The 13894-nt window shown below is 63.6% G+C and carries 15 protein-coding genes; 12 read left to right on the forward strand and 3 right to left on the reverse strand.

The annotated features are described in order from the left end of the window. Positions 1-13: 13 nt before the first annotated feature. From AC07RZ_RS18545 to AC07RZ_RS18565, 5 genes are read left to right on the forward strand one after another with little or no spacing between them, the layout of a single operon-like run. On the forward strand, positions 14-703 hold the full coding sequence (locus AC07RZ_RS18545; protein WP_494669049.1) for a TetR/AcrR family transcriptional regulator: 690 nt from the start codon (positions 14-16) through the stop codon (positions 701-703). 15 nt (positions 704-718) lie between these two features. Beyond that, positions 719-1699 (forward strand): HlyD family secretion protein, encoded by a 981-nt coding sequence (locus AC07RZ_RS18550; RefSeq protein ID WP_494669050.1) that lies wholly within the window; start codon positions 719-721, stop codon positions 1697-1699. Further along, positions 1696-2673 carry an ABC transporter ATP-binding protein gene (locus AC07RZ_RS18555; protein ID WP_494669051.1) on the forward strand — a complete coding sequence of 326 codons (978 nt, stop codon included), beginning with the start codon at positions 1696-1698 and terminating at the stop codon, positions 2671-2673. Before AC07RZ_RS18550 ends, AC07RZ_RS18555 begins: the two co-directional genes overlap by 4 nt. Next, complete coding sequence (locus tag AC07RZ_RS18560) at positions 2670-3812, forward strand: ABC transporter permease (RefSeq protein WP_494669052.1); 1143 nt, start codon at positions 2670-2672, stop codon at positions 3810-3812. The genes AC07RZ_RS18555 and AC07RZ_RS18560 overlap by 4 nt, the downstream gene beginning before the upstream one ends. An 11-nt stretch (positions 3813-3823) precedes the next feature. Continuing rightward, a complete protein-coding gene (locus AC07RZ_RS18565; protein ID WP_494669053.1) occupies positions 3824-5314 on the forward strand; it encodes an efflux transporter outer membrane subunit in 1491 nt (496 codons plus the stop codon). 4 nt (positions 5315-5318) lie between these two features. On the opposite strand, the gene AC07RZ_RS18570 is transcribed toward AC07RZ_RS18565, so the two are convergent. After that, complete coding sequence (locus tag AC07RZ_RS18570) at positions 5319-6242, reverse strand: LysR family transcriptional regulator (protein ID WP_494669054.1); 924 nt, start codon at positions 6240-6242, stop codon at positions 5319-5321. A gap of 99 nt (positions 6243-6341) precedes the next feature. Here AC07RZ_RS18570 and AC07RZ_RS18575 point away from each other — a divergent pair, with 99 nt between their 5' ends. The 7 genes from AC07RZ_RS18575 (at position 6342) to AC07RZ_RS18605 (ending at position 12078) form a co-directional block, all read left to right on the forward strand. Next, complete coding sequence (locus tag AC07RZ_RS18575; protein ID WP_494669055.1) at positions 6342-7220, forward strand: alpha/beta fold hydrolase; 879 nt, start codon at positions 6342-6344, stop codon at positions 7218-7220. A 17-nt stretch (positions 7221-7237) separates the two neighbouring features. Further along, complete coding sequence (gene leuC, locus AC07RZ_RS18580; protein ID WP_494669056.1) at positions 7238-8674, forward strand: 3-isopropylmalate dehydratase large subunit; 1437 nt, start codon at positions 7238-7240, stop codon at positions 8672-8674. After that, positions 8667-9281 carry a 3-isopropylmalate dehydratase small subunit gene (gene leuD, locus AC07RZ_RS18585; protein WP_494669057.1) on the forward strand — a complete coding sequence of 205 codons (615 nt, stop codon included), beginning with the start codon at positions 8667-8669 and terminating at the stop codon, positions 9279-9281. The genes leuC and leuD overlap by 8 nt, the downstream gene beginning before the upstream one ends. An 89-nt stretch (positions 9282-9370) precedes the next feature. Continuing rightward, a complete protein-coding gene (locus tag AC07RZ_RS18590; protein WP_494669058.1) occupies positions 9371-10396 on the forward strand; it encodes an NADP-dependent oxidoreductase in 1026 nt (341 codons plus the stop codon). 77 nt (positions 10397-10473) lie between these two features. Continuing rightward, a complete protein-coding gene (locus AC07RZ_RS18595) occupies positions 10474-10800 on the forward strand; it encodes a YbjQ family protein (protein WP_144737471.1) in 327 nt (108 codons plus the stop codon). Between the two features lie 2 nt (positions 10801-10802). Then, entirely contained in the window at positions 10803-11105 is a 303-nt protein-coding gene (locus AC07RZ_RS18600; protein WP_144737473.1) for a hypothetical protein, read from the forward strand. A 19-nt stretch (positions 11106-11124) separates the two neighbouring features. Next, the gene (locus tag AC07RZ_RS18605; protein ID WP_494669059.1) at positions 11125-12078 is read left to right on the forward strand and encodes a cupin-like domain-containing protein; all 954 of its coding nucleotides are present in this window, start codon (positions 11125-11127) and stop codon (positions 12076-12078) included. A gap of 85 nt (positions 12079-12163) precedes the next feature. Here AC07RZ_RS18605 and AC07RZ_RS18610 read toward each other — a convergent pair whose 3' ends face one another. Together AC07RZ_RS18610 and AC07RZ_RS18615 are read right to left on the reverse strand one after the other, a co-directional pair. Beyond that, positions 12164-13165: a sulfotransferase family protein gene (locus AC07RZ_RS18610; RefSeq protein WP_494669060.1), complete on the reverse strand. Its 1002-nt coding sequence runs from the start codon at positions 13163-13165 to the stop codon at positions 12164-12166. Then, entirely contained in the window at positions 13158-13856 is a 699-nt protein-coding gene (locus tag AC07RZ_RS18615; protein WP_494669061.1) for an aspartyl/asparaginyl beta-hydroxylase domain-containing protein, read from the reverse strand. The genes AC07RZ_RS18610 and AC07RZ_RS18615 overlap by 8 nt, the downstream gene beginning before the upstream one ends. Positions 13857-13894: the final 38 nt, after the last annotated feature.

A 13894-nucleotide genomic window follows, 5' to 3' on the forward strand; every position in this document is an offset into this window, starting at 1 on the left:
TTAATATTGGTGCATGACCAGACCAGCACCAGCGCGCGGCCGTCCGTTGGCGTCGGACCAGGATTCGCGCGAAAAACTGCTCGATACCGCCACCTTGCTGTTTTCATCGCAGGGAGTCGCGGCGACTACGGTGGCGGCGATTGCACGCCAGGCCGGGGTGACGCCCGCCATGGTGCATTACTACTTCAAGAACCGCGACCAGCTGATCGACGCCGTGGTCGACGAGCGGGTCTGCCTGTTCGTCAACAGCATCTGGGATCCGGTCACCGGCGACGAGCCGCCCGGACAGATGATCATGGGCATCGTCGAACGCATTATCGCCGCCACCGAAACCATGTCGTGGATACCCGCCTTGTGGGTGCGCGAGGTCCTGAGCGACGGCGGCGAACTGCGGGAGCGCATGGTGCAGCGGGTGCCGCTGGCCAAGCTGGCCGCGTTCGCTGGAAACGTTGGCCGCGGCCAGCAGGCGGGCGCCATCAATCCGGGGCTGGAGCCGGCCCTGATCTTTATCTCGGTGCTGGGCCTGACCATGCTGCCGCTGGCGATGGCGCGCAACCTGAAGAACGGGCCAGTGCTGCCGCCGCCCTTGAATAAGGTAGCGCTGCTGGACAAGGATGGCTTGAAGCGGCATGTCACCGCGCTGCTGCTGCACGGGCTGGCGCTGCCGGCTGTTCCGGGTCCCGCTCCGCTTATTGACGAATAGCAGAGGAAAAATCCCATGTCGCTCAGCCTTGCCAAACGTTTCCTGCGGTTTTCGACTCTTGCGCTTGCGGCCCTGGGCTGCCTGGCCTTGGCGGCATGTACGCCGAATGACGACAACGATTGGCAGGGATACGTGGAAGGCGAGTATGTCTATGTCGCCTCGTCGCAGGCAGGCCGCCTCGATCGCCTGTCAGTCCAGCGCGGGCAGCTGGCGGCGTCGGGCGCGCCGCTGTTCATGCTGGAATCGGGCGACGAGATCGCCGCCCAGCGCCAGGCCCGGCGCCAGCTGGACGCGGCCGAGGCGCAGCTGGCCGACATCAAGAGCGGCAAGCGGCCGCAGGAACAGGAAGTAACGCGCGCGCAGCTGGCCCAGGCCCAGGCTGCCGCCAGCAAGGCTGCGCTCCAGCTCAGCCGCGACCAGGTCCAGTTCCAGGCCGGCGGCATCGCCAAACAGCAACTCGACGATTCGCGCGCCGCGGCGCAGACTGCCGCCGCCCAGGTCAGGCAATGGCAAAGCCAATTGGCGGTGGATCGCCTGCCCAGCCGCGAGGCGCAAGTGCGGGCGCAGCAGGCCCAGGTCGCGGCGGCGCAGGCGGTGCTGGAGCAGGCCGACTGGAAGCTGGCGCAAAAAACGGTCACTGCCACCCGCAGCGGACTGGTGTTCGACACCATGTACCGCGAAGGCGAATGGGTGGCGGCCGGCAATCCGGTGCTGCGCATGCTGCCGCCCGAGAATGTGAAGATCCGCTTTTTCGTGCCCGAAACCGTGCTGGGACGGCTCAAGGTGAACCAGGCCGTGTCCCTCGGCTGCGACGGCTGCCAGCCCAACGTAGCGGCGCACATCTCGTATATCTCGACCGAATCCGAATATAACCCGCCCATCATCTACAGCAACCAGTCGCGCGCCAAGCTGGTCTACATGATCGAAGCGCGGCCGGCGCCGGCCGACGCCCTCAAGCTGCATCCGGGGCAGCCGCTGGAAGTGAGGCTGCCATGACGGCGGCCGGCAGCGCCAACGGCGACCTGGTGGTCGATGTCGACCGCATCAACAAGCATTTCGGCAGCAAGCACGTGGTGAAAGACCTCTCGCTGCAGGTGCGGCGCGGCGAGATATTCGGCTTCCTGGGGCCGAACGGCAGCGGCAAGACCACGTCGATCCGCATGATGTGCGGTTTGCTGACGCCCGATTCCGGCCACGGCACCTGCATGGGTTTCGACATCATCAAGCAAAGCGGCGAGATCAAGCGCCGGGTCGGCTACATGACGCAGAAGTTCTCGTACTGGGACGACCTCAGCATCCGCGAAAACCTGGATTTTGTCGCCCGCATCTATGAAATGAAGAACCGCAAGGAAGTGGTCGAGCAGAGCCTGGAGAAACTGGGACTGGCCAGCCGCGCCAAACAGCTGGCCGGCTCCCTGTCCGGCGGCTGGAAACAGAGGCTGGCGCTGGCTGCCAGCATGCTGCACCAGCCGGAACTGCTGCTGCTGGACGAACCGACCGCCGGCGTCGATCCGGCCGCGCGCCGCGATTTCTGGGAAGAACTGCACAGGCTGGCGGCGGAGGGCATCAGCGTGCTGGTCAGCACGCATTACATGGACGAAGCCGAACGCTGCCACAAGCTGGCTTACCTGGCGTACGGCCAGCTGCTGGTGCAAGGCACGGCCGCCGAAGTCGTCGCCGGGCAGGGCTTGGCGACCTGGGCGATCTACAACAGCCGCAACGGCGATATCCACGACAACCAGCTGGTCGGCCTGTCGCAGCAGCTGCACGGCCAGCCCGGCGTGGACCAGCTGGTGGTGTTCGGCACGTCCTTGCACGTGTGCGGCAAGGATGCAGCGCTGCTGGAGAAAACCTTGCGCCGCATGACTGAGGGACAGGGCCTGCGCATGGAGCCGATCGACACCAGCCTGGAAGACGTTTTCATCTACATGATGAACCGCTCGGCCGACAATTTCGGGGAGCAGCCATGAGCGGGTTTGCCGGTTTTTCGTTCTCACGATGGTGGAGCATCGTGCTCAAGGAGTTCCTGCAACTGATGCGCGACCGCGTCACGGTGCGCATGATCACGGTGATCCCGGTCATGCAGATGGTGCTGTTCGGCTTCGCCATCAACAGCGATCCAAAACACATGCCGACCGCGGTCGTCAGCGCCGACCACAGCGAATTCACGCGCACCTTCGTCGCCGCCATGAAAGCGTCGGATTATTTCGACATCGTCGCCGAGCTGCCGAACGAGGCTGCCGCCCGCACCGCCCTGGCGCAAGGGAAAGTGCTGTTCGTCCTGAATATCCCGGCCAACTTTACCCGCAGCCTGCTGCGCGGCGAACGGCCGGCGCTGCTGGTGGAGGCCGACGCCACCGACCCGACCGCTACCGGCATGGCGCTGGCAGCCTTGCCGCAACTGGTGCAATCGGTCGCCCACAAGGACTTGAAGGGCGCGCTGGCCAGGTTCAGCGGCGGCGCGCCGGCATTCGATGTGCAGGTACAGCGCCTGTATAACCCGGAAGGCGTGACCCAGTACAACGTCGTGCCGGGATTGATGGGCGTCATCCTGTCGATGACGATGGTGATGATGACCGGCTTGTCGATGACCCGCGAACGCGAGCGCGGCACCATGGAAAACCTGCTGGCGACGCCAGTGTCGCCGGTGGAAGTCATGACCGGCAAGATCATGCCTTACATCGCCATCGGCCTGATCCAGGCCAGCATCATCCTGCTCGGCGCGCGTTTCATGTTCCATGTGCCGTTTGCCGGCAGCGTGCTGGCGATCTACCTGGCGGCGCTGCTGTTCATTGCCGCCAGCCTGACGGTCGGCATCACCTTGTCGTCGATCGCGCAAAACCAGCTGCAGGCCATGCAGCTGACCATGTTCTACTTTTTACCGAACATCCTGCTGTCAGGCTTCATGTTCCCGTTCCAGGGCATGCCGAAATGGGCGCAGTTCATCGGCAACCTGCTGCCGCTGACTTATTTCAACCGCCTGATACGCGGCATCCTGCTCAAGGGCAACGGCTGGATCGACCTCTGGCCCAATGTCTGGCCGCTGATGCTGTTTACCCTGGTCGTGATGGGCATCGCGCTGCGCTTTTACCGGCGCACGCTGGATTGAGGAATATCGGGATGAATCCAATCTTGAATTATCCGCAGCGCAACTCCTGGTTGTGCCTGGGCGCGGCCGGCTTGCTGGCGGCATGCGCGGTGGGGCCGGATTTCCAGGCGCCGCCGGCGCCTGCCGTGCAGCAATACACGGCGGGCGCGCAACCGCTGGCGACCGTCTCCAGCACCGGAGCCGGCGGCGCCGCCCAGCATTTCGACGCCGGCATGGATATTCCGGCGCAATGGTGGACCTTGTTCCATTCGCCGCAGCTGGATGCGCTGGTGCGCGAGGCGTTGGCCAACAGTCCTTCGATGGCGCAGGCAAAAGCCGTCTTGCGCCAGGCCAGCGAAAACCTGGGCAGCCAGGTCGGCGCTAGCCGTTACCCCAAGGTCGACCTGCAGCTGGGCGGGGTGCGCCAGCAGATCGATACCGCCGCGCTCGGCCTTCCCAATGTGCCGCAGGCAGGACCGTTTACGCTGTACAACGCTGCTCTCGAGGTCTCCTACACGGTCGACGCCTTTGGCGCCAATGCCCGCATGCTGGAAGGCTTGCAGGCACAGGTGGATAACCAGGCCGCCGAGCTGCAGGCAGTGCAGCTGACGCTGGCCGGCAATGTGGTGACGGCCGCGATCCGCCAGGCATCGCTGCAGGTCCAGCTCGCGAGCACCGGACGGATGCTGCAGCTGCAGCGCCAGCAGCTCGCCATCATGCAGCAGCGCCTTGCCGCCGGCGGCATCGCCGAGCGCGACCTCAAGAACCAGCGCACGCTGGTAGCGCAAAGCGAGGCGGCGTTGCCGGCGCTGCAGCAACAGCTAGCGCAGGTAAGCCACCAGCTCGCGGTCTACCTGGGGCGGGCGCCGGCCCAGGCCGGCATGCAGCCGCTTGCGCTGGACAGCCTGACGCTGCCGGACAGGCTGCCGCTGAGCCTGCCGTCGACGCTGGCGCGCCAGCGTCCCGATATCCGCGCCGCCGAAGCGACGCTGCACCAGGCCAGCGCCCAGGTTGGCGTGGCCAGCGCCAACCTTTATCCGCAACTGACCTTGTCCGGCAGCGTGGGAGCGGAGCAGGGACGTATCGCCGACCTGGCCGATAGCCTCAACGTCTGGAATATCGGCCTCAAGCTGATGCAGCCGCTATTCCATGGCGGCGAGCTGCGCGCCAAAAAACGCGCCGCGGTTGCGGCCTACGATGCGGCGGCGGCGGGTTACCAGCAGACTGTGCTGCAGGCTTTGCAGCAGGTAGCGGACGGCTTGCGCGCATTGGAGAACGATGCCGAGGTTTTGCAGGCGAGGACAAAAGCCGCGGAGAATGCGCAAGACAGCCTGGCGATCGCCTCGCGCCAGTACCAGGCAGGCGGCGTCAGCCACCTCAGTTTGCTGGATGCAGAACGCCAGGGTTTGCAAACCGAGCTGGACCGGACTGTCGCGCAGGCCGCGCGTTATGCCGACACGGCCGCCTTGCTGCAAGCCCTGGGCGGCGGCTGGTGGAACCCCGAGCCGTCCGCTGCCCGGTAAACGCCTACCAGGCCTGGCCCGTCTCATCTCCTCGCGATAGATGCGACTTGAAGCGGTCTGCCGCAAAGTCGACAAACGCAGTGACCTTGGCGGACAGGTTGAGCCGCTCGGGATAGACGGCAAAGATGTCGGACGGCGGCAGCGCCCAGTCGCCAAGCACCTGGCGCAGGCGTCCTGAACGGAGATACGGCGCAACGTCCCACTCGGAACGCAGCAATATGCCATGTCCCGCCAGCGCCCAGTCCAGCGCGATCTCGCCGTCGTTGGTGCTGAGCGTGCCGCGCACCTTGACGGTTTCGTGCCGCTTGCCCTTGCTCAGCTGCCAGCTGCCGTAGGCGGCGTCGTTTTCCCTCAGCACGATGCACGCGTGCTGCTGCAGCTCGCGCGGCCCGCTGGGAGCGGCATGCTGCTTCAGGTAGGCTGGCGCTGCGCACAACAGGCGCCGGTTGGAAGCGATCTTGCGGGCAATGATGCGCGCATCCGGCATCTCGCCGATGCGGATGCCGATATCGAAAGCCTGGTCCGCCAGGTTCAATGGCCGGTCCGACAGCTGCAGCTGGACTTCCACTTCCGGATAACGCTTGCTGAATGCCGACACGGCCGGCCCGATATGCTTGCGGCCGAAGCCGAAGCTGGCGTTGATGCGCAACAGTCCCTTGGGCACGGCGCGGCTGTTGCTGACCGTGCGTTCCAGCGCTTCGATGTCGGCCAGTATGCGGCTGCCGTCCGCCAGGTAAATTTCCCCTTCATGGGTGACGCTCATGGTCCGGGTGGTGCGGTTCAGCAGGCGCACGCCCAGCCGCTGCTCGAGGTTCGCCAGCCGTTTGGTGACCGCGGGCGGGGTGACGCCGAGTTCGCGCGCCAGCGCCGCGAGGCTGCCTGCCTTGACCAGGATGGCGAAAAAAGCGAGATCCGAGAGTGTGTTCATTATTAAATTAAAGGAAATAATAGAGTTAATTTCAATTAATTATAAATCCATGGGCTAGCTATACAATCCCTCTAACGACAGGACAGTGGAGGGCGGCAAATGTTTTCTGGATTCGAGCACGGCATGGCCGAGGTCAACGGCACCCGGATCAAGTACCGGCGCGGCGGCAGCGGCCCCGCGCTGCTGTTGCTGCATGGGCATCCGCAAACCCATGTGATCTGGCACAAGGTGGCCGAGCGCCTGGCCGAACGCTTCACCGTGGTTGCCGCCGACCTGCGCGGCTATGGCGACAGCGGCAAGCCGGCCGGACTGGCGGACCACGGCAATTACTCCAAGCGCACCATGGGGCAAGACCAGCTCGACCTGATGGCGCAGCTGGGTTATCCGCAGTTCCTGCTGATGGGCCATGACCGCGGCGGCCGGGTGGCTTACCGCATGGCGCTCGACCATCCGCATGCCGTCAGCAAACTGGTGCTGCTGGATATCGCACCGACCCTGGCCATGTATGAACAGACCACGATGGCTTTCGCCACCGCCTATTACCACTGGTTCTTCCTGATCCGGCCGGCGCCGTTCCCGGAAATGCTGATCGGCGCCCATCCGGAAGAGTATCTGAAACACACGATAGGCGGCCGCAGCGCCGGCCTGGCGCCGTTCACGCCAGAAGCCTATGCCGAATACCTGCGCTGCCTCAGCGACCCGGCCGCCATCCACGGCATTTGCGAGGACTATCGCGCCAGCGCCAGCATCGACCTCGAGCACGAGCGCCATGACCTGGCGCAGGGCCGCAAGATACAGTGCCAGACGCTGGTGCTGTGGGGTGCGCAAGGCGTGATCGAGAAATGTTTCCAGCCCTTGCAAGAGTGGCGGCGGCTGGCCGGCAAGCTGAGCGGCAAAGCCCTGGCTTGCGGCCACTACATTCCAGAAGAAGCGCCCGACGCCTTGCTGGCCGAAGTCCTGCCGTTCTTCAGCGCCTGAGCGGCCGAGGTAACCCCATGCACGGCAATATCCCGCAGCGTACGCTGTACAGGAAACTGGTGGATTCGCACACTGTCGCCCAGCTCGACGAGCAGCATGTACTGCTGTATGCGGACCTGCATATCATGAACGAGTACACCAGCCCGCAGGCATTCAGCAGCCTGCGCGAGAAAAACCGCAAGGTGCTGCGCCCGCGGCAGCAGCTGGCCGTGGTGTCGCATATCATTCCGACCCATCCGGTCAGCGTCGCCGAGCGCGCGATCGTCGATCCGCCGTCGGCGCTGCAGGCCAGCAACCTGAAGCGCAATTGCCGCGACTTCGGCATCAGGCTGTTCGACACCAACCACGAAGAGCAAGGCATCGAACACATCATCGCTCCCGAACACGGCTGGATCCGGCCTGGCATGGTGGTGCTGTGCGGCGACAGCCACACCACCACCTATGGCGCCCTGGGTGCGCTCGGCTTCGGCGTCGGCACTTCCGAGGTGGAGCATATCCTGGCGACGCAAACCCTGGTTTACCGGCTAGCGCGAGACATGCGCATCAAGGTCGAGGGAGCGCTGCCTGCCGGCACTTCCGTCAAGGACCTGGTCTTGCAGATCATCGCCCGCATCGGCGCCCAGGGCGCACGCGGCTATGCGGTGGAATTTTCAGGATCGACGATTGCGGCGTTGTCGGCAGAAGCGCGCATGACTTTGTGCAACATGGCAGTCGAAGCCGGCGCCAGGGCGGCCTTGATCCGGCCTGACCAGACCACCTTCGACTACGTCAGGGCGAAAGCAGCCGGCCTTGGCGAGCAGGAATTCAGGCAGGCGCTGGCGGACTGGGAGCAGCTGCATTCCGACGCCGATGCCGCCTTCGATATCGAACATGCATTCTCGGCATCGGAAGTGGCGCCGTTCGTGACCTGGGGCACCAGTCCCGACCAGGCGGTGGCAGTCACGGCGCCGATACCCGATCCGGCGGCGGCAGCCGACGCCCATGCCGGCGCCGCCATCTCGCTGGCGCTGCAATACATGGGGTTGGCCGCCGGCGAGACCATGCTTGGTTTGCCGGTCGACCGCGTCTTCATCGGATCGTGCACCAATGGCCGCATCGAGGATTTGCGCAGCGCCGCGGCGATAGCGCGTGGCCGCCATGTCGCGCCGACGGTCAGGGCAATGGTGGTGCCGGGTTCGGGCGCGGTGCGGCGCCAGGCGGAGCAGGAAGGCCTGGCCAGGATTTTTATCGACGCCGGGTTTGAATGGCGCCAGCCGGGATGTTCGATGTGCCTGGCGATGAACGACGACGTCCTGGCGCCTGGCGAGCGCTGCGCTTCCACCACCAACCGCAATTTCGAAGGCCGCCAGGGCCGCGGCGGGCGCACCCACCTGATGAGCCCGGCGATGGCGGCCGCCGCCGCAATCACCGGACGCATCAGCGATGTCCGCACACTGGAGAACCGGCATGCATGACAAGACAAACATAACAGGCGTCGCGGCGCCGCTGCTGATCGACAACCTGGATACCGACCAGATCATGCCCAAGCAGTTCTTGCGCACCATCACCAAGGAAGGATTGGACAAGGGCGTGCTGTTTGACTTGCGGTTCCATCCCGATGGCAGCCCCAGGCCGGATTTTGTGCTCAACCACGCCGCGTACGCGCATGCCAATATCCTGCTCGGCGGCCCCAATTTCGGTTGCGGCTCGAGCCGCGAGCATGCGGTGTGGGGTTTGCAGCAGCTGGGCATCGAGGCGGTGCTTGCCTCCAGTTTCGGTGAGATATTTTTCAGCAACGCCTTGAACAATCGTTTGCTGCTGGTGGTGCTGGAAGCGGACCAGATCGGCTTGCTGCTGCAGGACCAGGCGAACGACAAGCACCTGGCCATCGACCTGGAAAGGATGGAAGTCCGCAGCGCCTCGCATGTGTTCGGTTTTGCGCTTGGCGAGCGCCACAAAAAGATGATTGTCGAAGGGCTCGATATGGTGGGAGCGACTTTGCAGCTGTTGCCGCGCATAGAAATGTTCGAGCAGCGGCACTACGCCGCTGCTCCCTGGGGACGCGTGTTGCCGCCCGCATAACTTGCGCCGGAATCCAGGTTTTTGGCATGGCCGGCGCACTCGCCGCAATTTGGCTACACTGTCAGGCCAAAAGCAACCAGGCGCCAGACATGCAAAGCACATACCAGAACCAGCAATGGTTTTACGTCAAGCGTCCCGACGGGCGCGTCAGCAACGAACACTATGAATTGCGTGCAACCGAACTGGACGGGAATCTCTCGGCCAATGAAGTGATCCTGCGCGCCAGGATCGTCAGCGTCGATCCTTATATCCGCATCCAGCAGCATGAACGCAACACCTATGACGTGCCGCATCCGCTGGGCATCGTCCAGCGCGCCGGCGTGGTGGGCGAAGTGGTGGCGTCGGCCAGCCCGCTGTTCAAGGCCGGCGACTGGGTGTCGGCGTACAGCGGCTGGCAGCTGTATGCACGCTGCCACCACAGCGAACTCACCAAGCTTGATCCCGCCGCGGCGCCGGTTTCCACCGCGCTGGGCGTGCTCGGCATGCCGGGGCGGACCGCCTGGTTCGGCCTGACCGAAGCAGGCCGGCCGCGGCCCGGCGATACCTTGCTGGTGTCCGGCGCTGCCGGCGCGGTCGGTTCGCTGGTGGCGCAGTTCGGCAAACGCGCCGGCTGCCGCGTGATCGGGATTGCCGGCGGGCCCGGGAAATGCAAATTCCTTACCGAAACGCTGAAGCTTGACGGCGCGGTCGACTACCGTGCCCATGCCACGCCGGCGGCGCTGAGCGCGGCTATCCAGTCCGCTACCGGCGGCGTCGATATCTATTTTGACAATGTCGGCGGCGCTATCACCGACGCCGTCATCCCGCTGATCAAGCGGCGCGCACGCATCATCATTTGCGGCGCCATCAGCCAGTATGACGGCGGCCTCGACACGCCCGACCTCGGCCCGCGCTTCCTGCAGCACATGCTGTTCCAGCGCGCCACCATCCAGGGCATCCTGGCCCGCGACTTTACCCACCGCATGGATGAAATGCTGGCGATCGTGGCGCCGTGGGTGAAAAGCGGCGAGATTGTATTCCAGGAAACCTATGTCGACGGTTTCGCGCAGTTGCCGGAGGCGCTCAACAGCCTGTTCGAGGGCAAGAATATCGGCAAGCTGCTGGTGCGGGTTTGAGCTGGCGGCCGAGGAAATTCCCGTGAAGCGGCCGCGCTGATTTACAATTGGATTGCAGCAATCTTCATGGGGGAAATATGCTGGTGGTCACTACAGAAAACATCTCGGGTTACCGGGTCAAGGAAGTCAAAGGCCAGGTGTTCGGGCTGGTGGTGCGCAGCCGCGGCCTGGCGGGCAACATCATGGCTGGGCTGCGCTCGCTGGTCGGCGGCGAAATCACCGAATATACGCAGCTGCTTGAGGAGGCGCGCCGCCATGCAGTCGACCGCATGGTCAAGAACGCCCATCGCATGGGCGGCAACGCAGTGGTGATGATGCGCTTCGATTCATCGGAAATGGGACAGACCATGAGCGAGATCGTGGCATATGGCACGGCGGTGGTGGTCGAGCCGGTTGCGGCCTGACCATGTTGCGTCTGCTGCTGCTTGGTTTTGCGGTGCTGCTGGGACTGGCCGGCCTGGTCGGCGTCATTGCCGGCGCCGACGGCGCCTGGCCGTTCGCCTTTTGGGGCTTGCTGCTGGCGGCGGCAGTATTGCTGGAACGCTGGCGCTATGCGCACGCGCCCAAACCGGACGACGGCCCTTGGCAGGAAACCGGGGAGCGTTTTGTCGATCCGGAATCGGGCCGGGTGATGAGCGTATGGTACAGCCCGGACAGCGGCGAGCGGCGTTACGTCCCCGTCAGCGAAAACGACAGCCGGCTCCCTTGACATTGCAGGTAATCAGGATATGACACAAATTTCAGGTCCGGCATTTAAGCTGGTGGAAGAAATCGACGCATTGCAACTGGCGCAGGAGGGCGGCTTCGGCGAACGGACCCGGCCCTTGCTGGTGAAGGGCGCGCTGCGCAACTGGCCGGCGCAGGAAAACTGGTCTTTTGAAAAGATGGCGCAGCTGCGCAACAAGGACGGCTCGGAGCCGACCCGGAAATTCCAGAACGGCCTGGTCGAACAGGGCGAAACGCAGGAGCGTCCGCTGCTGCCGATTGCGCCGTACCTGCGTGAACTTGCCGCGCTGGCCACGGTGCCGGTCAGCGACGAAGCCGGCCTGCTGCCGAACCGTCGGCGCCTGCAGTTGCAGCCGGGCGAGGAGTTCCACCTCAACTGGGCGCACATGCAATCGTTCACCCCGCATCGGAACTACCTGGCGCAATGGAGCATCCTGGAGGATTTCCCGCAGCTGCGCAGCGATTTCGATATCCGCAGCCTGTGGCCGGGCTGGCGCTGGACCTGGGAGTCGGTATTCATGGGGCCGGCCAACACCCACACGGGACTGCACCGCGATGTGCCCAACAACTGGTTTTGCCAGGCGCGCGGGATCAAGGAATTTGTCATGTTCCCGCCGTCGGAAGAAGCGTTCATGCGGCCCTCGAAAAAATACGACTGGGGCGCCACCCTGAGCTCGATCAACATCGCGCATTTCGACAAGAACCCGGAACAGCTGCGCGAGCTGGAACAGGCCAAAGGCTTGTACGCGCGGGTGGAGCAGGGCGACGCCTTGTTCATACCGAAACGGACCTGGCACGCGGTCGTGTCGCTGGCGCCGTCGATCAGCCTGGCGGTATTCGGCCTGACCGCCAAGGAAATCCTGCTGAGCGGCGTGCCGACGGCGACCAAGGACCTGCTGCACAACATGCACCTGTACCGCTGGGGGCATTGCATCTGCCACAAGCATATCGCCTAGCTGACGCCGCTCGCAATGGACTGCCGGCGCGGCATGAACCATTCCCTGCCTGATGCGGCATATTTACCGAAATGGCGGTCGCGTATCAGCGGGAGAGTTTTGCCCGCAGTTGCTCAAGGCGGATATACATTGCCTGCGCCGGCTGAAGATATGCAGGCGCGCAAGATTCTTTTTTTTCTTCTGCAAATCCCTGTTCCGGATATTTTGCATGAAAGCGCGAACGCACTGCCATTTCCGCAATTTCTGCCTCATCCAGGGCCATGCCCGCAAACCTGGCCAGGCGGCGCACGATGTCGATGCCGCCTTGCCGGTAGTCCAGCAGGATTGAGTCATCGTCATTTTCGGCGATGAGCAAGAATTGCGAGTAATAATATTCCAGCACCTTGGCGATATAGCGGTCGCCATCGTAACTTGTCGATTCCGCGCGTGACATGCCGAACAGTTCCGGTTCAAGCAGCCCCGGTACGGCCTGCATGCCGCGCCGCTTTTGATGTGAAAAAACCACTTCGTCCGGGCTGCGGTACAGCAGTACGAACGGAACCCCTGGGTAAAGCCTTCTCAGCGTGCCGGCAAAAAAGACATGCCAGCTGTCGAGCTTGATGAACAAATGCTTTTCCTGCCCGAACCTGCGCCGGCCCAGCAAAGCAATGCTGGCTTTCAGCGCAGCTTCCGCCGCAGAAGAATCCTCCTGCCTGCCGGACGCGCGCAGCAGTTCATCGATCAGAGGCACTTCAGACAGGGTGATATTTTTTTCGCTCAATCCAAGCAGTTGCGAGACCAGGGTTGAGCCGCAGCGCGAAACGTGGAAAATAAATGCGCTTGGCGCGACCACGTCGGCCGCGGCTGATGCGCATGCAGTCAGGTATTCCAGGGAGCTGATGCTGGCAAAGCGCCGGTTGATTGGGGCGCCGGCTTTGCAGCGTAAAATCGTGTCGGAGAAAAACGGCTCGGAAATGCGCTTGCCCGCCAGGTCGAGCCACAGGCAACGCCATTGCTGTTCTTGCCGCAGCAGCTTGTAGGGTATCCATTCCTCGGCCGCGACAGCCGCATCGGCTTGCCGTATCTCTTGCTGTATTGCGCTATTCATCGCTATCCGCCTCGGCTTCCAGCTGCTTGATCAAGCGTTCCGCGGCCTCGCTTTTCATCGTGGACAGGCGCGCGATCACCATGGCGCGGGTTGCGCTGTCAAGCCTGCGGCTGCGCGCCTCTGCCTCGAAATCGTAGCCGGCCTGGCGGAATAGCTGATCCGACCAGTCATTCCTTTTGCAGTCCAGGATCAGGTTGGTGCGCGCGCTGTCCCCGCAATTCTCGACACTGTGAGGCAGGCTGAAATCGGCATACCAGCACTCGCCTGCGCGCATGTCCAAGGCCTGTCCGCCAAGCAGGAATCGCACTTGCCTGCTGGTCTCGATCGGGATGTGGACGCGAAAGACATCAAACTGATATCCGGTATGCAGGTCCCGATGTTCCTTGATGAGCGCGCCGGGCGCCAGGCGCAGCAGCCTGGCCGACTCTATTTCGCATTCGAAGGCGTCGAAGATGCCGGCGATGTAGGGGCAAAGGCCGAGCAAAGGCGTATCCAGGCAGGTGGCGCTGCCTGGGTGGGAGTAAATATCGTCCGCCTTGCCGGATGCCGAGCGCAGCGCCAGGCCCGACCATAGGCCGGCATAGTCTTCGGTATGGAAATGCGGCGGCCATTCCATGGCTTCGCAAGCGCGCAAATCCTTCAGCAGCGCGTCAGGATCAAACAGCAGCGGCAACTTGAAGCATCGGTTCATTCGGCTACCTTCAATCCAATTGATATGTCGATTGCAGC

The sequence above is a fragment of the Collimonas sp. GW821-FHT07E08 genome, from assembly GCF_059418905.1.